The sequence below is a fragment of the Methanomassiliicoccales archaeon genome, assembly GCA_013415695.1.
GTDB lineage: Archaea > Thermoplasmatota > Thermoplasmata > Methanomassiliicoccales > JAAEEP01 > JAAEEP01.
Genome location: JAAEEP010000020.1, coordinates 1 through 21,289, shown reverse-complemented (window position 1 = coordinate 21,289; position 21,289 = coordinate 1). Strand labels below are relative to the sequence as shown.

At 52.7% G+C, this 21,289-nt stretch carries 20 protein-coding genes and 1 other annotated feature; of the genes, 7 read left to right on the top strand and 13 right to left on the bottom strand.

Annotated features, from left to right (window positions below):
* Nucleotides 1–5 precede the first annotated feature (5 nt).
* A complete protein-coding gene (locus GKC03_08850; protein NYT12635.1) occupies nucleotides 6–317 on the bottom strand; it encodes a divalent-cation tolerance protein CutA in 312 nt (103 codons plus the stop codon).
* A 124-nt stretch (nucleotides 318–441) separates the two neighbouring features.
* Between GKC03_08850 and msrB the strand changes: the two genes are divergently transcribed.
* Nucleotides 442–840 carry a peptide-methionine (R)-S-oxide reductase MsrB gene (gene msrB / locus GKC03_08845; protein NYT12634.1) on the top strand — a complete coding sequence of 133 codons (399 nt, stop codon included), beginning with the start codon at nucleotides 442–444 and terminating at the stop codon, nucleotides 838–840.
* Between the two features lie 40 nt (nucleotides 841–880).
* Here the strand turns inward: msrB and GKC03_08840 are convergent, their stop codons facing one another.
* Complete coding sequence (locus tag GKC03_08840) at nucleotides 881–1,588, bottom strand: hypothetical protein (GenBank protein NYT12633.1); 708 nt, start codon at nucleotides 1,586–1,588, stop codon at nucleotides 881–883.
* Between the two features lie 254 nt (nucleotides 1,589–1,842).
* Between GKC03_08840 and GKC03_08835 the strand changes: the two genes are divergently transcribed.
* Complete coding sequence (locus GKC03_08835) at nucleotides 1,843–2,430, top strand: HdeD family acid-resistance protein (GenBank protein ID NYT12632.1); 588 nt, start codon at nucleotides 1,843–1,845, stop codon at nucleotides 2,428–2,430.
* Between the two features lie 51 nt (nucleotides 2,431–2,481).
* Here the strand turns inward: GKC03_08835 and xth are convergent, their stop codons facing one another.
* Nucleotides 2,482–3,243 (bottom strand): exodeoxyribonuclease III, encoded by a 762-nt coding sequence (xth, locus tag GKC03_08830; GenBank protein NYT12631.1) that lies wholly within the window; start codon nucleotides 3,241–3,243, stop codon nucleotides 2,482–2,484.
* 339 nt (nucleotides 3,244–3,582) lie between these two features.
* Between xth and GKC03_08825 the strand changes: the two genes are divergently transcribed.
* Nucleotides 3,583–4,164: a hypothetical protein gene (locus tag GKC03_08825; GenBank protein ID NYT12630.1), complete on the top strand. Its 582-nt coding sequence runs from the start codon at nucleotides 3,583–3,585 to the stop codon at nucleotides 4,162–4,164.
* Between the two features lie 2 nt (nucleotides 4,165–4,166).
* Here GKC03_08825 and GKC03_08820 read toward each other — a convergent pair whose 3' ends face one another.
* Together GKC03_08820 and GKC03_08815 are read right to left on the bottom strand one after the other, a co-directional pair.
* Nucleotides 4,167–4,607, bottom strand: coding sequence for a winged helix-turn-helix transcriptional regulator (locus tag GKC03_08820; GenBank protein NYT12629.1), 441 nt, complete (start codon nucleotides 4,605–4,607; stop codon nucleotides 4,167–4,169).
* Nucleotides 4,608–4,666: 59 nt separating this feature from the next.
* On the bottom strand, nucleotides 4,667–5,386 hold the full coding sequence (locus tag GKC03_08815) for an NUDIX domain-containing protein (protein NYT12628.1): 720 nt from the start codon (nucleotides 5,384–5,386) through the stop codon (nucleotides 4,667–4,669).
* A gap of 65 nt (nucleotides 5,387–5,451) precedes the next feature.
* On the opposite strand from GKC03_08815, the gene GKC03_08810 reads away from it, so the two are divergent.
* Together GKC03_08810 and GKC03_08805 are read left to right on the top strand one after the other, a co-directional pair.
* On the top strand, nucleotides 5,452–6,438 hold the full coding sequence (locus tag GKC03_08810) for a GTP-binding protein (protein ID NYT12627.1): 987 nt from the start codon (nucleotides 5,452–5,454) through the stop codon (nucleotides 6,436–6,438).
* 78 nt (nucleotides 6,439–6,516) lie between these two features.
* Nucleotides 6,517–9,792, top strand: a complete 3,276-nt coding sequence (locus GKC03_08805; protein ID NYT12626.1) for a DNA polymerase II large subunit — start codon at nucleotides 6,517–6,519, stop codon at nucleotides 9,790–9,792.
* Nucleotides 9,793–9,798: 6 nt separating this feature from the next.
* On the opposite strand, the gene GKC03_08800 is transcribed toward GKC03_08805, so the two are convergent.
* From GKC03_08800 to GKC03_08765, 8 genes are all read right to left on the bottom strand, one after another.
* Complete coding sequence (locus GKC03_08800; GenBank protein NYT12625.1) at nucleotides 9,799–10,629, bottom strand: DNA-directed RNA polymerase subunit D; 831 nt, start codon at nucleotides 10,627–10,629, stop codon at nucleotides 9,799–9,801.
* A gap of 12 nt (nucleotides 10,630–10,641) precedes the next feature.
* The gene (locus GKC03_08795; protein NYT12624.1) at nucleotides 10,642–11,025 is read right to left on the bottom strand and encodes a 30S ribosomal protein S11; all 384 of its coding nucleotides are present in this window, start codon (nucleotides 11,023–11,025) and stop codon (nucleotides 10,642–10,644) included.
* Nucleotides 11,022–11,693, bottom strand: coding sequence for a 30S ribosomal protein S4 (locus GKC03_08790; protein NYT12623.1), 672 nt, complete (start codon nucleotides 11,691–11,693; stop codon nucleotides 11,022–11,024). Before GKC03_08790 ends, GKC03_08795 begins: the two co-directional genes overlap by 4 nt.
* Nucleotides 11,694–11,704: 11 nt before the next feature.
* Nucleotides 11,705–12,172, bottom strand: a complete 468-nt coding sequence (locus tag GKC03_08785) for a 30S ribosomal protein S13 (protein NYT12622.1) — start codon at nucleotides 12,170–12,172, stop codon at nucleotides 11,705–11,707.
* A gap of 119 nt (nucleotides 12,173–12,291) precedes the next feature.
* Nucleotides 12,292–14,967 (bottom strand): alanine--tRNA ligase, encoded by a 2,676-nt coding sequence (locus tag GKC03_08780; GenBank protein ID NYT12621.1) that lies wholly within the window; start codon nucleotides 14,965–14,967, stop codon nucleotides 12,292–12,294.
* Nucleotides 14,968–15,037: 70 nt separating this feature from the next.
* Nucleotides 15,038–16,645, bottom strand: coding sequence for an acetolactate synthase large subunit (locus GKC03_08775; GenBank protein ID NYT12620.1), 1,608 nt, complete (start codon nucleotides 16,643–16,645; stop codon nucleotides 15,038–15,040).
* Nucleotides 16,642–17,919, bottom strand: a complete 1,278-nt coding sequence (nifB, locus tag GKC03_08770) for a nitrogenase cofactor biosynthesis protein NifB (GenBank protein NYT12619.1) — start codon at nucleotides 17,917–17,919, stop codon at nucleotides 16,642–16,644. The genes GKC03_08775 and nifB overlap by 4 nt, the downstream gene beginning before the upstream one ends.
* 106 nt (nucleotides 17,920–18,025) lie before the next feature.
* On the bottom strand, nucleotides 18,026–18,604 hold the full coding sequence (locus GKC03_08765; protein ID NYT12618.1) for a hypothetical protein: 579 nt from the start codon (nucleotides 18,602–18,604) through the stop codon (nucleotides 18,026–18,028).
* Between the two features lie 87 nt (nucleotides 18,605–18,691).
* Between GKC03_08765 and GKC03_08760 the strand changes: the two genes are divergently transcribed.
* Both GKC03_08760 and GKC03_08755 read left to right on the top strand, forming a co-directional pair.
* A complete protein-coding gene (locus GKC03_08760; GenBank protein NYT12617.1) occupies nucleotides 18,692–19,129 on the top strand; it encodes a DUF61 family protein in 438 nt (145 codons plus the stop codon).
* A 56-nt stretch (nucleotides 19,130–19,185) separates the two neighbouring features.
* Complete coding sequence (locus GKC03_08755) at nucleotides 19,186–20,289, top strand: DUF763 domain-containing protein (protein ID NYT12616.1); 1,104 nt, start codon at nucleotides 19,186–19,188, stop codon at nucleotides 20,287–20,289.
* A 244-nt stretch (nucleotides 20,290–20,533) separates the two neighbouring features.
* Nucleotides 20,534–21,249, bottom strand: a sequence feature (possible 23S ribosomal RNA but 16S or 23S rRNA prediction is too short).
* Between the last annotated feature and the right edge of the window lie 40 nt (nucleotides 21,250–21,289).

Here is a 21,289-nt window from a genome sequence, read left to right as displayed (position 1 = left end):
AAGGATCATCTTTGGGTCGATTCCCCTATCCAGTCCAGGTACGGCTGGTGCCCTTCCGATATCTCGTACCTCACCACGCAGGGAACCTCGTAGGGGTGGATCTCGAGGACAGCGTTTCTCAGAGCCTCGAAGTCCTCCGACCTGATCTTCAGCAGTATGGCGTGCTCTTCCTCCTCCACGGCTTCGCCCTTCCATCTGTATATCGAGTGGATGGGGAATATATTGGCGCACGCCGCTAGCCTTTCCTCAATGACCCGTCTCGAGATCTTTCTGGAAGCGTCAAGATCTGGAGCCGTCACCAGAACGGTCGAGTACATGCCCTCATATAGGCTCTCCACCGCTAAGAATTCCATGCCGGCCTCTTTGACAACCTTACGGTGGTGCCTCGGAGGTTTAATAGGCATGTGGTTGGAGTTCTCTAGACCTGAGTGAGGCGTTATCATGATCCACGAGGTAGAGAAGACGGAGGAGGAGTGGCGGAAGATACTAACGAGGAAGCAATACCATGTCCTCAGGGAGAAGGGAACCGAATTCGCGTTCGCTAATGAGTATTGGAACAACAAGAAAAAGGGAAAGTACCAGTGCGCGGGCTGCGGAAATCTCTTATTCTCTTCGGAGGACAAGTACGACTCGGGAACAGGTTGGCCCAGCTTCTCCAAGCCGGTCTCGGAGGAAAAAGTGGAATACGAGACCGATATCGCTCTGGGAATGGAGAGAACAGAGGTACACTGCTCGCGGTGCGGTGGCCATCTCGGTCACGTATTCGACGATGGGCCAAAACCTACAGGAAGAAGGTTCTGCATGAATTCAACATCGTTGAAATTCGAAGAGGATAAATAACGCTGGCACTGAATAATGAGAATACGACTCTATTGAAGGATCAGATGAGGACTATCGCCACTCTATCAGGATCTTCGAAGGCTCCTTCTAGGGCTTCCTCCATCTGATCGACGATTTCCTCGCTCTCGACCCCATACATGACCCCGACCACCGATTCGACACGTTCGAGATCCTGTATAATCCTTTCAAGGAGTTCATCTATGTCCTTCGAGTTCCTCCCTCTTGACATCTCAACCGCCACATTCCCTCCCAAGCGAATATCGAATTCCGTTTTGACTCGAACTTCGAACCCCTCACGCCTCAGAAAATCACCAAGGTCGTTCGTGATAACAGCTTTGGGAAGGTAGGTGTTGACTGGAATCCATCCTCCGATCTTGTTGACGACATCATCGAAGTCTATGTCAGGGAGTTCTTCATCAAAAGAGTCCGTAGCGTTGGGTTGCAGGCCAGCCTCCATATTCTTGGTTGAGATCTCGAAGTAATCGTGCTTCTCCCCGAGGATATCTTCCAAGATGAGCTCCACCATCTCATCCTTGCTGGGGACAGTCGGTACGCCCGACTCCAGGCAGACGATTGTCAACATATCCTCATCGATGAGTCTCAGTACCTCGGCCGTATCATAATCTGAGTGTGTCAGCTTATTCAGGAGATCGGTTTTCATCCCATCTGGCGTTTCACCAATGGTCACCAGTATCTCCCTAAGCTCGTCCTCATATAGACAGCGGTCGAGGAGCTCGATTAACTCCATATGATTAGAATTTGGTTAAATTCATTCTTCTACCTTTTCTCATTATTAACAAAGTGTGATAATCAGAAAAACTTCCTTTCTATCGGGTTTCAGTAAAATTTGTTTTCTAAATTCTCGATTTTGATAGAAGTGATGCAATAGAAATGTTCATATGTTCATATCCTTATGATTCCGTTGAAAAAAGCAACTGTGCACTCGTTGAACATTAGTTTGATTTCGAGTGAGACCATACAACAGATCCAAAGGTGCAACCTATGGACGAAACGGACATGAAACAGATCGAAGAACAGTGGAAGAAACGGAAGTGGTGGGAGAAGGTCGCTGTCGGACTCGTCGCCCTCATCTTCGGGATATTGGCCTTTGTGCTACCCGGGATCACGCTGCTCACCGTTACCATACTTTTCGGTTCTTTCGCATTGCTTCTGGGGTTCTTCTCACTATTCAGTGGCATTATTGGAAAAGACATGAAACAGGCTCGTTGGCTTTTTGTAGCTCAAGGCATCCTTGGAATAATCATAGGCATCATCGCGCTTGCATGGCCGGACATTACCCTCTTGGCAATGGCATACCTAGTTGGTGCTTGGGCGATGATCTTCGGGATGTTCGAGATAATTGCCGCCGTATGGACACCCCAAGAGGCCATCGGAGTCTTCAATAATATGAGCAAGGGTCTTCTAGCAGCTTCGGGGCTTCTTTCCCTGATTTTTGGAATACTGATCATATTATTTCCGGGCGCTGGAGTGCTGGCCATCCTGTGGATAATCGCCACATATGCCATTATCCTTGGAGTAATCAACATCATGTTGGGTCTCCAACAGAGGAAGTCAGCAGCCAGTATCTGACCCAAATACTGATTTTCCAGAGGGAATCAAACGACCTTCTTTCCTTTTTTCTTAAAAGTCCATTTCGAGTGAGATAGGGCAGTGATCCGATCCCTGGATCTCTTCGTGGATGGCAGCCCCCTTAAGATTGGGTCTCAACTCTTCGCTGATGAAGAAGTAATCTATCCTCCATCCTACGTTCCTCTCCCTGGCCCTGGTCTTGAGATCCCACCATGAATAGCGATTCGGAGACTTGTCAAATTCCCGGAAGGTATCCAAGAAGCCAGTGGCTAAAAACCTGTCGATCCACTCTCGTTCCTCAGGAAGAAAACCAGATACCTTGGAGTTCTCCTTTGGTCTTGCGATATCGATCTCCTTGTGGGCGGTGTTGACATCCCCGCAAACGATTACGCCCTTCTCCTTTCTTTTTTCATTGACAAACCTCAGGAAATGCTCATAGAAATCCATCTTGTATCTGAGCCTCTCCTTTGAAGCCTTACCATTGGGGAAGTAGACGTTCATCAGGAAGAACTCTGGGTATTCAGCTATCAGTACTCTTCCCTCGATGTCGAAACTTACTGAGCCGCTACCCTCTTCGACTGAAAGGGGCTCCTCCTTAGTGTATATGGCCACCCCGCTGTATCCTTTCCTTTCTGGAGTGGAGAAATAAGAGTGGTAACCACCAATTCTGAGGAGATCATCCTTCAACTGTTCCTTGTGGGCCTTTGTCTCCTGTATGCAGATCACTTCAGAATCATTCTCCACCATCCATTCCGAGAATCCTTTTTTCTGAATTGCCCTGATACCGTTCACATTCCAAGATACAAAACGCAAGTGATGCACCTCATTTCGCGATGAGCCTCAAACCTTACAAGCAGGGTATCGTCAGATACAATACCGCATCGGTCGAAATTCCTGTTCCTTAATGAATGTATCTTATTTGCCTTCATATTTCGTATGAAAGGGCTTACATATCACAATCATTGATGAAACATCCAATTCGGACCCTCGAATTCCGATGACTCTTGGACGTTCGTCCAATAATCCACTTCCTTCTGGAGTCCGTGAGAGTTACACAATGTCCGATAAATCGTGGCAAAGCTTTATACTAATCAGCTATGTAATCGAATTGAGAAATCTTAGAAGGTCAAACGCAAGGGAACAAGTGGTAGCTTGAACGATGGGATTTGGACTGAAGCTTACAGGAGAGGGGACCACGCGATTCAAGTTTATTCCTGCGACAAGGAACGGTTGAGGACGGTCTGCGATATTCTTGAATGGATCGATAGGGATGAGATATTGATCTATATCGTCGATGATCTTGGGCTGGACTTCCTGAACCACGGTGATTCATCAATCGTTAGGAGAATAAAGGAAGGGATCGCACAGGGAAGATTAAGACTTATGAGTGCGACTCCCTTCTATCTTGAGAATGGCGCTTTCAATTTGGAAGTGAGGATAGCTGAATGGAAAAATATTCTCAATGAAATTCAAGACGAAGGCTACAAGGGCCTAGTGGTCGTAGGGGATCTGTCCTGGTCCGCCAATAATCCTGGGCTATTCTCAGAAGTTCTTAGGTATGAAGCGGCATTGTCAATTGCTGGGCTGCCAAAAGGCTTCACCGCCGTATGTCAGTACGATTCCAGACTTTTCAGCCAGAAGGAAATCGACTACATCGAATCCGTTCACGAGCTGCAACTCAAGGAGGGCAACCTTCAAAGAAACTTCTGGCTCGTCTCTAAGAGATATTACTGAGTTCAAAGTCCAGGGTAGCGTATGAGGTGGTCAAGCACCACCTTTATCTCAATGTTATCGAAGCCAAGAGGACGAATATCCCTGTCGATGATGGACATAAGTTCCTCGTTGTTCACCGCTTTAATCCTGAACATGATCCTTCGTTGCCCAGTTATCTTCAGAATCTCAGAGACCCTTTCCATGGAGAAAAGGGCGGCGAATGCCTCTGAGATCCGTTCAGGAGGGACGTCGGCCGCGATGTACGCGTCCGCCGCCATGCCCACACGTTCCTCATCTATAATGGTGGAATATCCAAGGATAAGACGATTCTCCTCCATGCGCTTGATGCGATCCCTGATCGTGGAGGGTGGGCTTCCGACCTTTTTCGAGATCTCCTCGTAGGTGAGCTTTCCGTTCTTCTGCAGAAGTTGGAGTATCTCCCGGTCGAGCTTATTATCGATCATTACAATCGACATAACGTCTTAACAATAGAAATAGCTTACAGAGCCGTCAGGCTCTGCGATCAGAGCATCTCGCTCCTCATCTCGATGAAATCCCTCAGTATCTGGGAATGGTCAAAGGCCATCTCCGGCAGCTGGTCCAGGGGAAAGAGCTTCACCTCCGCCGCATCGTCACCGGATTCCATGTTACCCCCGATCTTCGCCAGGTGGAACACCACTGAAACGAAATGTCCGCGGGGATCCCTTCCCGGTTCGGAATAGACGCCCACCATGTCGAGTATCTCGGTGCGCAGTCCTGTCTCCTCCTCGAGTTCCCGGACAATGCAGCTTTCAACGTTCTCTCCATACTCGACAATTCCCCCAGGTAGGGCGAAGCAACCCTTGTAAGGCTCCCTCCCTCGGCGGATCAAGACCACCTGGTCGTCAATAATCACGATACCATCCGCAGCCAGGGTGGGCTTCTGGTAACGATTCTTGATAAGGTCATCGATCATCATGACCTGGTTTTCATAAGCGAGAAGAACTTCCTTTCCCGCCTCGGTGAGTTGGGACGCACCCCCCTCTTGACCGCCCCTTTCAGAGGTGATGACCTTGGTACCAAGCGCCTCTTCTATCTTCTTGATCGCCCCCCATGCGTGGCGGTAGGACATCCCCATCTCCTCCGCCGCCTTGGATATCGATCCTTTCTCCTCAATGGACCTCAGAAGTCTTGACCTTCCGTTGCTGATGAGGAATCGGCCGTTACGCTTGAGCCATACCCTGTACTCCAAATCGTAGGCCATAGGGACACCTAGTTCACACAACCCCGTAGTAGGGGTTAAATGTTTCCTATACGTTTATCAGAGTCATGATCGACTGGGGAAGGAAAATTCCCACCATACTCACATCCAAAGAGCTTCTTGACAAAGCCTTTCACAAAGCGTCCAAGATCACTCTCAGGGGCAATACCAGGTTGGATACCGCCAAGAAGACTTCGCTCGCAAAGATCTCAGCCTCGGGAGATGTGCTGAATTCGACCCTCATGAAGTATGTGAAGGCCTTCCCCAATCTCGACAGAAAGGAGGAATTCTACTCAGAACTGGTGGACGTACTGGTTGGAGTGGACCCTCTTAAGAAGTCGTTAGGGGCGGTCAGCTGGTGCGCCAAGAAATGCTCAGGCCTTCAACGCGAATACCTCAGGAGGATCAGATGGTCAAAGGATGTCACCGTAGTCGATCACCTGAGGATAGAGTACTACGGCAGGATCTCTTCAGTTGTGAGTCAGATATCCAAAGATCTGGAGTTCCTTGGCGAATCCAGGAATAAACTCAGGAAACTCCCCAACATCGATACAGGTATTCCCACAGCTGTCATAGCCGGTTTCCCGAATGTAGGTAAGAGCCAGCTTATTGAGAAGCTTTCGAATGCGAGACCTGCGATAGCCGTCTACCCATTCACTACCAAGGGGGTGGGAGTGGGTCACTTCACGAATCGATGGCAGACCTTCCAGCTAGTGGACACCCCGGGTCTCCTGGATCGGCCATTGGAGGAGAGGAACGCCATAGAGAGGCAGGCGGTTCTCGCGATCAAATACCTGGCAGATCTGATCGTGTTCATGATAGACCCGACCGAGACCTCTGGATACAGCATCGATATTCAGCTCCATCTCTTGGGGTCCCTGAAGGAGTGGATGCCAGAAGTACCGATCATAGAGGTTGAGAACAAGGTCGATCTTGGGCGGTCCACTTCGGACAGGATCAAGATATCTGCCCTTGACGGTGAGGGTGTGGAGGAGCTGAGGGTGGCCATCATGGAGGTGCTGGCAGCGAGTCCCAAGCTCTCATCCGAGGTATGATTATCTATCATGAAGCCCATTATCTCATGGGTCTTCCCGAGGGGAGAGAGGATGCACCAGCTTGCTTGCAGCGAATCTATGGAACTCTACTTTAAATCACTGATGGAGGAGACCGAGCGCTGCTACTCTGTTGCCAGAAGGGCAAGATCTAGAGGGCTCGACCCCGAGACCTATGTGGAGATTCCCAAGGCCGAAGACCTTGCTTCCAGGGTAGAGAAGATACTATCTGACTGGAAGGTCGAGGGTGTGGCCGAGCGGATTAGGGAGCTCAGTGAGGATTACAACCGGGAGGAGGTCTCCCTCCTGCTGGCCAAGGAGGTGGCCAAAATGCCCGCTGCCACCCGGGAGCAGGCGATCGACCGTGCGGTCAGGGTAGGCCTGGCGGTGCTCACCGAAGGAATTCTTGTGGCACCCCTCGAGGGAATTGCCGGTGCCAAGATTGGCCGCAACTCGGACGGTAGCGAGTATCTAGCTATCTACTTCGCAGGGCCCATCAGATCAGCCGGCGGGACGGGACAGGCGATGAGCGTTCTCATCGCGGACGTGGTTCGGAGAGAGCACGGCATCGGTAATTACAGACCGACTCACGGTGAGGTGCAGAGGTTCAAGGAGGAGATCCCACTGTACAAACAGTGCCAGCATCTCCAGTACACTCCCACCAACCGAGAGATAGAGCTCATTGTGAAGAACTGCCCGGTATGCGTGGAGGGCGAGGGTACGGAGGAGATGGAGATATCTGGATACAGGGACCTCCCCCGGATAGAGACGAATAGGGTTCGAGGTGGGGCCTGCCTTGTCATTGCGGAGGGCCTTTGCCAGAAAGCTCCAAAGATACAGAAGCACGTGAAGAAGCTGGGAATAGATGGATGGGACTTCATCTCGGAGTACATCAATTCCAAGAAATCTGAGGGTAAGGACGAAGGTGGACCCAAGGTGGTGCCCGAGTACAAGTACCTCAAGGACATCGTGGCAGGAAGGCCGGTTCTTTCCCATCCCTCGAGGCCAGGAGGGTTTCGGCTTCGCTACGGGAGGGGTAGGACCACGGGATTGGCGGCCATCGCGATCAACCCCGCCTCGATGCATGCCCTCGATGACTTCATTGCCATAGGTACCCAGATAAAGATAGAGAGGCCTGGCAAGGCAGGAGCGGTCACGCCCTGTGACGAGATCGAAGGCCCGATCCTGCTGCTGGAAAATGGAGATCTGGTCCAGACCGATACCGTTGAGGAACTCAACCCCATCAGGCACCGTGTCACCGAGATAATCGACCTGGGTGAGGTGCTCATACCCTTTGGGGAGTTCGTCGAGAACAACCATCTATTGGTACCTAGCGGCTACACCCTGGAATGGTATCGGGCAGATCTGATGCAGAGAGTTGGATCTCTTCCCGAAAACTGGAGGAACCCTGGTTATGATGAGGCCCTTCGGCTTGCCAGGGACTTTGGGGTGGCGCTACATCCAAGATACAACCTCTTCTGGTCAGACCTCCCGCTCGAGAAACTGGAGGAGCTCAGGAACCATCTCCTTTCCAACGCCAGATATGAAGGGAATGAACTCAGATTTGTAGCGGGGGATGTGAAGCGCATCCTGGAGGACCTGGGAGCCCTCCACAAGGTGCAGGATGACATGATAATCATCGACTTCTATGCACTCCCCATCCTGAACGCTTTGGGGCTTTCGGCCGAAGAAGGCAGGATAGTGGAGATCCTACCATTCACCGGGAAGGACTCCTTGGAAGCGGTCTCGAACGTCATGGGCATCAGGGTCATGCCAAGGGCGGTCACCCGCATCGGCACCAGGATGGCAAGGCCGGAGAAGGCCAAGGAGAGGAAGATGAAGCCACCTCCGCATGTGCTGTTCCCGCTTGGCATCAATGGAGGAGCCCAGCGCCTAGTGAAGGAGGCGGCGCAAAAGGGGAGGATCGAAGTGGAAGTTGGTGTCAGGAGGTGTCCGGTCTGCGGCAAGAATACCTTCACCGTGAGTTGCGAGTGCGGGTCCCACACCATTCCCGCCGATCTTCCCTCCGCGCAGACCGTACCGATGGATGAGGTCCTCAAGAATGCCATGAGTAGACTGGAGGAATCCATAACTCCAGACATCAAGGGCGTCCAAGGCATGATCTCCAAGAACAAGACTCCTGAGCCCATGGAGAAAGGGATCCTGAGAGCCAAGAACGGCGTCTATGTCTTCAAGGATGGAACGATCAGGTACGACATGACTGACCTACCTCTGACCCACTTCCGACCAGCTGAGATCGGTCTAACGGTGGAGAGGGCAAGAGAGCTTGGATACCTGACCGACATGAACGGGAATGAATTGACAGATGAATATCAGCTTTGCGAGCTGAGGGTGCAGGATTTCATTTCCTCGCGGTCATGCGGTGACTACATGGTCAAGGTGGCGAAGTTCATCGATGAGCTACTAGTCAAGCAGTACGGTCTGGAACCGTTCTACAACATTAAAACGAGAGAGGATGTGATCGGCCATATGGGAGTAGGTTTGGCGCCCCACACCTCTGGAGGGGTTCTCTGCAGGTTCATCGGTTTCTCGGGAGCAAATGTGGGCTATGGGCATCCTTTCTTTCATGCGGCCAAAAGGAGGAACGCCGACGGTGACGAGGACAGTTGCCTGCTCCTTCTTGATGCGCTGATCAATTTCTCCAGAGCGTACCTTCCGGACAGAAGGGGCGGGCTTATGGATGCACCGCTAGTGCTAACCACGAGGCTCGATCCCAACGAGATCGACAAGGAGGCTCACAATCTGGACGTAAGTGATCATTACCCCATAGAGTTCTTTGAAGCCTGCACAGAGTACAGGCACCCCAAGGAGCTGGAAGGCGTCATGGATCTCGTGGGAGGAAGGATAGGTTCCATGCTTCAGTACGAGCAGTTCGGTTTCACCCATGACACCATGGACATAGCCGAGGGTCCTAAGAATTCCGCCTACAAGACCCTGGAGACCATGATGGACAAGATGAACGCTCAGCTCGAGTTGGCGAGGAAGATCAGGGCTGTGGATGAAGCTGATGTCGTGCATCGTGTTATCACAAGGCACTTCCTACCCGATATGATCGGCAATTTAAAGAGCTTTTCAGGACAGAAGCTGAGATGCACCAAGTGCAACGCCAAGTATAGGCGCATACCTCTCAAGGGGAGGTGTTACTGCGGCAACAATCTGACACTGACCGTTCACGAGAAGAGCGTGAAGAAGTACTTGGAGATAACCAAGGAGATCGGGGAGAAATTCGGTATTCCGGCGTACACCCAGCAGAGAATCGCGCTCGTGGAGGAGAGTATCAACTCTCTCTTTGAGAATGATAAAGTGAAAAAGTGCCGGTTGACCGATTTTATGTGATCGATCCTAAAGATCAGAAACCTTTTCCCTGAAGGACTCGTAGCTCGACTCGAGTATCTCAAGAGCTTTTTCAAGCACGTCAGCGGCGTTTAAGGAAGAGTCAGTCTCGAACTCGAAGATGAATCGGGTGTCGTCCCAAGAAACGGAAACGGCTGAGCTCTCGCACACCTCGATGCATGCTTTGCAAAGATCGCATGCCTCGGGGTCCATGACCACGACCCTATCTTCTGCCTTCTCAAAGACATTGTGGGGGCAAGCCCGTACGCAGGAGCCTCCCTGATCACACTTTTTCTCGTCGATGATCACCGTTGGGTAGTACTTGTAACCGACACCGCTGGTCACCTGCCACTTGGCATGTTTATTGGCGGTGCCAAGCTCAGTTGATGCGTATATCAGGATCGCCTGACCCTCGCCAAGCTTCACGATGGGGATGAGTTCATCCTTCACCCTCAACTCCTTGTTTCCCAGCGGCTCCAGGTCTCCAGAGAATACATCGCAAGGTCCCTTCTTGTTCAAGGAGTACATAATGGAGCAGTTGGGGCAACCCTCTCCTCCACAAACACACTCATCCTTGAAGGTGTAAAGGCTCAGATCGGTGGGTATCGGAATGAGACCCAGGCGGTGAGCGATCATCTCGTCGAACAAAGGAGTCACGCTCTCGTATTCGTAGCCTTCATCGTCGCTAATAGGGCCCAAGTGGAACTCTACAGTCTCGATTGCCATCTTGGGAACGTCGGAAATGAGGGTTCGCCTCAGAGCATTCGCGGTGTCGGCCGTAGCGTCTGAGAGCAGGAACTTGATCCTGTTCTCCATGAGTTCAAGAACCTTGATGTCCATGTGCAGGAACCTCTATACTCTCCTTCCCCTTCGACCGCCTTTCTTCTTGGTTCCATCATGTGGTATGGGTGTGACATCCTCGATCCTGCCGATCCTGAGGCCAGCACGGGCCAGGGCGCGGATCGCTGCCTGAGCTCCTGGGCCAGGGGAAGAAGACTTGTTGCCACCGGGAGCACGTACCTTGACATGGATGCTATTAATGCCTTTCTCCTTGGCGATATCGGCCACTCTCTCTGCCGCTCTCATAGCAGCATAGGGTGAAGATTCATCCTTGGCTGCCTTGACCACCATTCCACCAGAGCACTTGGTTATTGTCTCGGCCCCGGTGATGTCTGTAAGCGTTATGATGATATTATTGTAGCTCGCGTACAAGTGTGCGATTCCCCACTTAGTCATTGCCTACTCCCCCTCTGGGTTCTGGGTCTGGGGGCTCCTTTTCCCCTGCCCCCACCTCTACTGTCTTTGTCCCTGGGACCTCTCTTTCTGGCCCCTTCCTCGGACTCTTCACTGGGAGCTACACGTCGGGAGTCTGCCTCAGCCTGTTGGACTCTGATAGGGTGAAGGTCATCGGCGTATGGTGATCGGGCACTGTACTCTATCTTGGCCTCCTCACCTCTCTTGACCAAGTAGCCCGGGATGGTCACTCTCCTATCATCGACATTGATATGACCATGAACGATGAGCTGTCTGGCCTGGCTGTTGGTACTGGCAAGGCCTTTGCTGCAAACCAGGGTCTGGAGCCTCCTGTTGAGGATGGCCTCGGGATTAAGCACGAGCACATCGTCGAGGTTGATACCTTCCATGGGAAGGATGCCCATGCTGCCGCAACGCTTGAGCAGCTTTTCCTTCTCTATTTCGGCCTGAGTCTCTCCATACCTGAGGCGTGCCTGAAGTTCACGGGACTGCCTTCGGAAGTTCCTCAGAATGGACTGGGCTTTCCACAGTTCCCTCTTGTTCTTAAGGCCATACTTGCGGACGAGTTCCTGTTCCTCCTTGATACGCTCGCCTTCCCAAGGGTGGGAAGGGGTATCGTAGGTTCTTCGAGGAAATTTTGGATCTCCCATTTTCACACCGCCTAACGCCTTCTCCTGCTCACGCCAAGCGTGAGTCCAGTCCTGCCGTTGGACCTGGTGCGCTGTCCGCGAACCTTATGGCCGGCCTCGTGTCTGATTCCACGATAGCTCCTGATCATCTTGAGTCTGTTGACATCATCCTTTAGGATCATATCGAGATCAATACCAATAATGTGCATGTCGTCTCCAGTCTCGTAGTCGTGTTGGCGGTTGAGAGCCCATATGGGAGCGATCTCCCCGTAGTTCAGGATGAGCTGTTCCAGACTATCAATGACAGAATCGTCTAGGGTACCGATCTTCTTCAGTCTGGGTACGCCGGCCTTCTTGACAATGATCTCGGCTACCCTCTTCCCTACTCCCTTGACGCCCTGGAGGGCGATCTCTATGCCCTTCTCACCATCGATGTCTGTGTTCGCCAGACGGACTATGTACTTGAAGTCTTCCGTTTCGGTTCCATTATCATCAGTCAACCGTCTACCTCCGATGATCAGATAAGATGAATATCAAATGTCATGCTCCCCTTGGAGCATCGACCCCTACATTCAAAAGTATATATAAGGGTTTCTGTGACCCAGAGATACTTGCCAGGCTAGCTCTTCATCATGTCCCTGATGATCTCCTCTATCTTTGCCATCGCCTCTTGCATACTCCCCGGATCCGCACCGCCTCCCTGGGCGAAGTCTGGCTTGCCGCCGCCTCCCCCGCCGACAAGCTTGTTGATCTCCCGGAGTACCAGTCTGGAATCCAAGTCAAGGTCTAGACTTCTTGATACCAGCACCTTGCCCGTGCCCATCTGCATGGCCACCACGATCAGTCCTTTCTCCGAGGACAACTTCTTGGAGATGGCGGCGATGTCCGCCCCCTCCTCGTCGAGATAGGTCACTAGCCTTACTTCTCCGATGGGCGCCGATCTCTCAAGAAGCATTTCCGCAATGATTTCAGTCCTCTCGGAGAGCATCTTCTCCACGGTCTTTCTCAGATTCTTATTATCTCCCAATAGGGTTTTGGCACCCTTAACGAGCTTCTCTCGAGGGAAGTTCATCAGATCTGAGATGTCCTCCACTACATTCCTGTCCATTCTCATTTCATCGATGGCTGCGTAGCCTGCTGAGTACTCGATCCTGACGACCCCGTCCTGGATGCGTCTGGTCCTCTTGATCCTGATCGGGCCTACTAGGCTTGTGCGCTTGCAGTGGATGCCTCCGCATGCCTCAGCGTCTATCCCGGGGATATCAACCACCCTTATGACCTTCCCTGGAACGGCTCCCCCCTGGTACAATCTGTGCCCGTACCTGCGTTCGGCAGCATCGCGGGGCATGAACTCAACCATGATTGGATGATCATCCAGCACGATTCGGTTGGCCTCCATTTCCATGGCTTCCCTCTGCTCATTGTCCAGGTTCTCGTAGTGGGTTATGTCTAGCCTTGCCTCCTCGACTGACTTGTGGGCGCCAGCCTGCCAGACATGGTTACCAAGCATTCTCCTAGCCACACCGTTGATTATATGGGCAGCGGTGTGGTGCCTCATCAGCTGTCTTCTCCTCTCCACATCGATGATTCCCAGCACTCTATCGCCAATTTGAGGCAGATCGCCATCGAGATAGTGCAGTATGGAGTTGCCGACCTTGATCACCTTGGTGACCCTCCTTCCTGCCAGGGTGCCGAGATCCCACTCCTGTCCACCGCCTTCTGGGTAGAAGGCCGTCCGGTCCAGGATCACGCCTCCGTCGGTGATGAAGATCACCTCAGCCTCGAACTCGTGAAGGGTCGGGTCGGAATAGTATATCTGCTCAGTATCGGGCAAGTCGGCAAACATCTTCATCGACCCGTTGACCTGCTCCTCCGGAGCCTCATGTCTTTCCGCTACCTGGATGTAGAAGTCATCGGGAACCTCCACCTCGACCGAGGTGAATTCCTGCACGATCTCTGGGTTCAGGCCATGAGAGTCATAGAGCTCGATCAGCTTCTCTCCCCTGATCTTCTCGCCTTTCTTCATTCCTCTGGTGATCTTTGAGACCAGTTGCTTCCCGCGAGAGAGGGTCTCCCGGTAGCGGTCCTCCTCCACGTCCACCAATTTGAGGATATCCTCACGATTCTCGTCCAGTTCTGGAAAGTGTTCGACGAAGAAGTCCACCTGCCTGCCTACTATCTCAGAGAGCTGTCTATCCAAGTCCAGGGTACGCATCGACCTCAGAGCCCTGCGCACAAGCAACCGGGCGAAGTACCCCTCCCGCACGTTGGAAGGTACCACACCATCGTTCAGGAGGAACGCCAATGCCCTGGTGTGATCGCATATCACATACATCTCCTCCAGGGGCCGGACGATGGTCATGAGGTCATCATACGAGATGCTCATGCGCTTGGCCGTCTCCTCCCTTATCATCCTCACGTCGGACGCGGTCTTAGCGTTCGTCATTCCCGCGACCTTGCTGTACTCCACCAGGACCCTCTCGTCCTGATCGACATCCACCTGTCCCTTCAGGAAGTCGAGCACCTCTCCGAAGACCGCCTCGTACGCGGAGGAGGAACCCTGTGATACCCACGAGATGCGTTCAAGACCGTAGCCAGTGTCAACCACCTTCATGCTCAACGGGACCCTTCCTTCCGGGGTGTCCCTGTACTGCATGAAAACGAGGGTTGCGAGCTCGACGCCGTCCAGTATGACCTCCAAGCACGGACCGGAGTTGCCCCCACCTTCCCACCAGGCCTCGATGTAGCGCATCCTTTTTGGGTCCGCGCCCATCCTATCGGTGAAGAGCTCGTGACACAGCTCGACCGTGCGGTCCTTGAAGTACACCTCATGCCCTTCCTTGTTGAACGCGTGGTGAGCCAGCATCTCGAAGAATGTCAAGTGCCTGCCCGTCTTTCCCACGTTGTCTATGTCATTGAACCTCACGCAGGTCTGGGATATGACAAGCGGATTCGCCGGTGGATCGACCACACCGTTGATGACCCATGGCTGAAAGTCGTATATCGAGGCCTGAGTGAAGAAGACATCGTCTCTCCATCGAGCCACAATGGGGTACCTCGCCACCCTTCCGTGACCGTGCTCCTCGAAGAAGCTCAGGAAAGTCTCTCTGGTCTGGTGGAGGTCAAGGCTCTTGCGCATGGGAGAGTTACCGATGAAGGTGTATTCCTCGCAGGGCGGCTCCCCACAGGTCTCCCAATCTCCCAAAGTCCAGAAGAACCTGCCGCACTTGGGACACTGCCTTCTGATGAAGCTTCCGTCCTTGAAGAAGGTGAGGTCGAACTCGGATGGGTTCATCATCGCAGTATTAGGGGGTTATTATATCAATCTTTTCAGTCTGGCTGGTTCCCTTGAAACGCCACCCCGTTCATTTGGTGAGCTTGGCGTTCTCAGAATAGTCCACAGGTACATCGATCACGCACGGAACGGCCTCATCCAGACAGATGTTCAGAAGCTCCCCTAGGTCCTGGGCCGATGAGGCCCTGCATCCGATGGCACCGAATGATTCCGCGTACTTCACCAGGTCTGGATTGCCGAACCTTACCCCATACTCCCTGCCATAGGTATTCCTCTGCCTGGTGGCTATGAGACCATATCCAGAGTCGTTGAAAACGACCGCGACAAAGGGAGTGTCCTGCCTCACCGCGGTCTCCAGTTCGCAGGAGGTCATCATGAACCCGCCGTCACCGCAGACCGCCACAACCTTTCTCTCGGGATGAACCAGCTTTGCTGCTATTGCCCCGGGCACTGCCAGTCCCATGGGTATCAGGCCATTTGAGACTATCAGGGTGTTCTCCTTGTATACGGGATAGAGCTTCATCATCCAGAGCAGATGTGCCCCAACATCACAGATGGCGATATCCTCTCTGTCTAGAGAGTCCCTTATCTTGCGAACGGCTAGCTGCGGTTTGACGAGACCCTCGTCCGGGGGCAGTTCGTCCATTCTGGAGTGCAGTTCCTTTCGCAGATCAATGGTCCAGTTCTTTCGTCTGGTCGCATGGCTAGATAGCGAGGAAAGAGTTAGCTTGAGGTCTCCTACAACCTGAAGGTCCGGGTAGAATCCCTGAGCTGGTTCAACGGGCAGGGGTCCCACGTGGGCTGTCCTTTTCTCCGTCCCGATATTCCAGAAAACAGGTTGGAACTCGAGCATGTCGTATCCTATCAGAATGACTAGGTCAGCGTGCTGGAACGCCCTTCTCATGAAGTCATGCGTCCTCAAACCTACCGTGTGAAGCGAAAGTGGATTATCAAAAGGGATCGCGCCCGTCCCCATCCAGGTCATGGCCACCGGGATATTCCACTCCTCCGCGAACATCCTTAGCTCCCTTTCCGCTTTCTGACGCACCACGCCATACCCGGCCATGATCAGAGGCTGCTTGCAGTTCATGATGAGATCGCAGAGAGCATCGAGCTCCGCCCCGTCCGCAGACACGCTCATCTTTTTGAAAGATGGAACTGGCTCTCCCTCAATCTCCTCTTTCATCACATCCTCTGGTAGCTCGATGTGGACTGGACCAGGTTTTTCCGAGACGGCGATGTCGAAGGCTCTCCTCATCTCTTCCGTGATTCTGACCGGATCCCTTAGGCTAATGCTCTGTTTGCTCACCGGTTCGAAAAGTTTCACCAGATCAAGGTACTGCTTCTGGGGAGGTATGCATCTCTCCCTTCTCAATTGTCCCGTGAGGGCGATCATTGGGATATGGGAGAGATATGCGTCCGCCACCCCCGTGACCAGGTTTGTCGCTCCCGGTCCCAGAGTGGAAAGGCAGACTCCTGGTCTATGGGTAAGCCTTCCCGAGATTTCAGCCATCAGGGAGGCCCCTTCCTCGTGCTTGGTGACGATGAACTCGATATCGGAGTCTATGAGGGCATCCACAAGATCAAGATTCTCCTCTCCAGGTATGCCGAATATGCGATCAACGCCTTCGGCTTCCAAGCATCTCACCACTAGATCTGCGCCCCTCATGCCAATCACTCGAACTCTTCTATCTTTCCCTCATGTAAAAGGTCTGTCGCCTTCTTCACCGCCTCGTTGATGTTCCCCTTGGTGGCGTAGGCTAGAATTCCATGTTTCCTAAGCTCTTCCACAGCTCGGGGACCGATCTTGACAGCGATGACTATATCGAACACGGTAAGGGCGTCAGCGGCCTTTTCCAGCTTGGTGGCATGGGCCTCGCCGAACATTGGGATCTCATCGTAGGTCTCCACGTTTATCGTGCCCCTGGGCAGAATGGCTCCGCTCTCCACATCGAAGGTGTAGAATGTCCTCGCGTGGCCGAAGTGCATGTCGACATTCTCTCCTTCGGAGGAGGCAACTGCTACCTTGTAGGACTCCTTCTTCTCAATTTTGCGCATTTCCGTGGCGGGTTCGGGTTCGCACTGCCCGCAGGGAATGACTGCGAATTCCTTTGATCTGTCTCTGCCAAGGAGACCTATCGCATCGGAGCGGCACATCTTGCAGTGCCTCATCTGCCTGATGTCCACCTCGCAGAGTGCCTGGAGCTCCCTTCGCTCTTTGGGCGTTGGAGGCCTCATGTTCTCGAACCTGGTACCCGGGACTGGGATCAGAGGAATGATGTTGGATATGTACGCTCCCAGCTCCTTGACCTTCTTCGCCAGCTCTGGGATGTGCTTCCCGTTGATCTCGGGGATGAATACCGTGTTCACCTTGACGCACATGCCAAGATCCACCGCCCTCTCGATGCCCTCAAGTTGATTCTTGATAAGGCGCTCGGCCGCCTCCCTCCCTCTCAGGGTCTCACCTTCCCAGATCACGAAGTCGTAGATTTCCTTCCCGATCTCAGGATCGACGGCGTTCATGGTCACGGTCAGGAATTGAACGTTTAGTTCCCACAATCTGTCCACGTACTTTGGAAGGTTCAGCCCGTTGGTGCTCAGGCAAAGAGTGAGGTCGGGAAACTCATCGTGGACCATTTCCAGCGCCTTGAAGGTCTCGTCGTTGGCCAGCGGATCACCTGGACCCGCTATTCCAATGACGCTCAGGTTGGGAATCTTCTCCTTCACATTCCTTATCTTGGCGACCGCTTCCTCAGGGGTGAGAACCTCGCTTGTGACCCCCGGTCTCGACTCGTTCATGCAATCATACTTTCGATCGCAGTAGTTGCACTGGATGTTGCATCTTGGGGCGATAGGAATGTGCATTCTGGCGAACTTCTTGTGAGCATCCTCGCAATAGCATGGATGCGTCTCAATCTTGTCCTTGAGATCCGTTTTCGCTTCGGCACTCATCGCCCTTCCTCGTTGATCGTTAAGATAAGATTTCCCAGTTATGGGGGCGAATGGTTATTGAAGGGTATCCACTTAAATTTTGGTTTCTCTCAACCGGGACAATCTTTCATTTCGAAGCGACACTGATGTCATCGATGAAGTATGTCATCCAGGTCTCCCAGGCAACGGATATGCCCACCGCGATCCATATCTCGCCGTCGGAATCCAACTTGTTCTCGAGATGGAATTCATTCCATCCTTCAGCCGGGTTCGCTGGACCCAGCTTTTCAAATGAATTCTCGTTCACCGGCTGATCATCTCCGATGTATGCGACGACATGTGCAATAGTGTTGAATGATTCCGACTCGCTGTACACGAAGAAACTTATCTTCAAATCGATCGCACCATCTGACGGAACCGTGATCGATCTCATTACCCAGACGATTCCATCATCCTGCCTTCCATCGATGGTGATGTTGATCGAGGCCTCACCGCTCCTGGCACGCTCGCTGGAAATCGCTACGCTCGCTTGCACGGGAATATCGGTCTCTGGATCGATGGGCAGGTCCATACCCACTGCCCAATCGCCCATTCCCTGTTCGAAGCCGTCCTGCAGGATGATCTCCGGGCTGGAAACGCAACCCACGAAAGTAATGGCCATGAGTGTGGTTGCGAGAACGAGTGCCATAATGGCTCTTGCCTTCATGCTTCACACCTCGTTTCGGCGCTATATAATATGGCGGAGAATGTTGACCGAGATAGCAACAATTCTGACCAAAACTTATATCCGAAGATGGAAGTAGAATATACCATACATCGAGGTGCACATAAGATGGTCGACCAGCTGTCCATCGAGAAGCTCATCCAGTCTATGAACAGGCACGTTCCCGCAAAGAGATCATCGCTTGAGCAGCTACTGGAACAGGAGGAGCCCACTTATAGTGGAAAGGATGGCACCGAGTACAGCTTGAAAAAAGAAGAGCTCGATAAGATCGCATCTCTGCTTGAAGAGAGGGAGAGGCGCAAGCTCAAGCTTCCTATCTACATATCAACTGACACCGCATACCCTGGAGGTGCATGGAAGATCCGGGGCAGGATAGAGGTTAAGGTGGTTTCCAACCTCATCAAGAGGGAGCCCGAGAATGACGATGAGATGCGCTTGTTTTTCCCTCATGTCAGCGACCTGAGGAAGATCCTTCCGACCGCGACCACCGTGCTGTACATGCCATAGGCAGTTTCGAGCCACCCACCGCAAAGGCTTATTCTGTCGTTTAGCTAGATAGTCATATGCCCAGGGTTGGTGCTGCCGACCTTCCCCTTCACGGCGGGAACGCGCCAAGATGGCTGTTCACGAGGATGGTTGATCTAGCATCCGCCATATCTGAGGTGATGATCCTGGAGTACGGTACCAGGGAGTACCTGCGTCGCCTTTCGGATCCCTTCTGGTTCCAGGGCTTTTCCTGCGTGCTCGGGTTCGATTGGCACTCATCCGGTACCACCACTGTCACCTGCGGCGCGCTTAAAGAGGCCCTCAAGGGAAGCGAGAATATCGCGATCGTCGGGGGTAAGGGAAAAGCCTCTAAGACCGCCATCCAGGGCATCGAGGACTGGTCCGATTCCAAGGGAATCTCCGTGGACATCGAGAAAAGGATGGTCCGATCATCGAGAATGAGCGCAAAGGTTGACAACGCCGCCGTGCAGGATGGTCATCATCTCTATCACCATAGCTTCCTTTTCGACGAGAAAGGTAACTGGGCGACCATCCAGCAGGGAATGTCCGATCTTACCGGATTCGCACGAAGATATCACTGGTTCTCCGGCGATCTGAAGGAGTTCGTGGAAGAGCCTCATTCCGCAATACTCGGCTCGAGAGAGGAGGATGTCCTGGACATGACCTCGAGAATCAGCCGGGATTCGAGAAAGATATCCGTTGACCTGATCAACGACGGTCCAGAGCATTTGAAGCACGACGTGGTCTCAATCGAAAAAGGGCAGACCACGCTGTATCAGTGGAGCGGTCAAAAGGAGATCAGGCTTAACATGCCCAGGGGCATCAACTGGAATGCGATGAGGAAGGCATACGAGTTCTCTCCAACGAATTACGAGGAGATGTTGGAGATTCCGGGGGTCGGTCCTTCCACAGTTCGAGCGCTCGCGCTCATCGGAGAGCTCGTGTACGGAAAGGAACCATCATGGAAGGATCCAGTGAAGTACTCCTTCGCGGTTGGAGGAAAGGACGGCGTTCCGTTTCCCGTGGATCGAGAATCAATGGATCAATCCACTGAAATACTGAGAGAAGGAATAGAATCGGCCAAGATTGGTTCGAAGGATAGGATCATGGCCATCAAGAGGCTGAGAGAGTTCGTTCCTCCCGATATTGAAATGGGGTAGATCACTACTCCAATGGCTATCCCACCTGATACGTCTTGGCACTGAACCGATCTCGGTTCAGCGTGCACGCTATCAAATTAAAATAAGAAAAATTTTGGAAGGCTATCATACGCAACCTGCCTAACGGTTAAGCCGAACATATAGCGCGGCCAGCAGCGTTAGTAACCGCGGACTGAACACCTCGGCGAACCTCGGTGCGTACATCCCGGTCCTATCAAACCCGTCATTTACGGGTGCTGTAAGGTGCCTCTTTTTCGAGACGACTTCGAGCTTAGATGCTTTCAGCTCTTATCCGCGATGGCGTGGCTGCTCAGCAATGCCTTGCCAGACAACTGATCAACTAGAGGCCACGAGTCCCTGTTCCTCTCGTACTAAAGGACTCTTCTCGTCAGGCACCAACACACTTCCATCGAAAAGCAACAAACCTGTCTCACGACGGTCTAAACCCATCTCACGATCCCTTTTAATGGGCGAACAACCCCACCCTTGGCAGCTGCTGCACTGCCAGGATAGGAAGAGACGACATCGAAGTAGCAAGCCTCCAGGTCGATATGAACTCTTGCTGGAGACAACTCAGTTATCCCCGGGGTAACTTTTCTGTTATCAATGGCCCCTACAAATAAGGCTCATTGGTTCGCTAGGCCCTGCTTTCGCATCGTGGATTGTTGTTGGGCTAATCCACGTCAAGCCAGCTTTTGCCCTTGCACTCGACGGTAGATTTCTGAACTACCTGAGCTGACCATTGGGCGCCCTTGTTATCTTTTTGAGGGCGTGGCGCCCCACCCAAACTGCCCACCTATCGAGGTCCTTCCTTGGAAGTTAGTGGTACAATCCCGAAAGGGCGGTGTTTCATCGGCAACTCCACTCGAGCTAGCGCCCGAGCTTCGACGTCTCCCGCCTACCCTACACAATCAAAATCATATCACAACGACAGGCTGCAGTAAAGCTCCACGGGGTCTTCGCTTTCAGGTGGAAGAGACTGGATTGTGCGCCAGTGCAT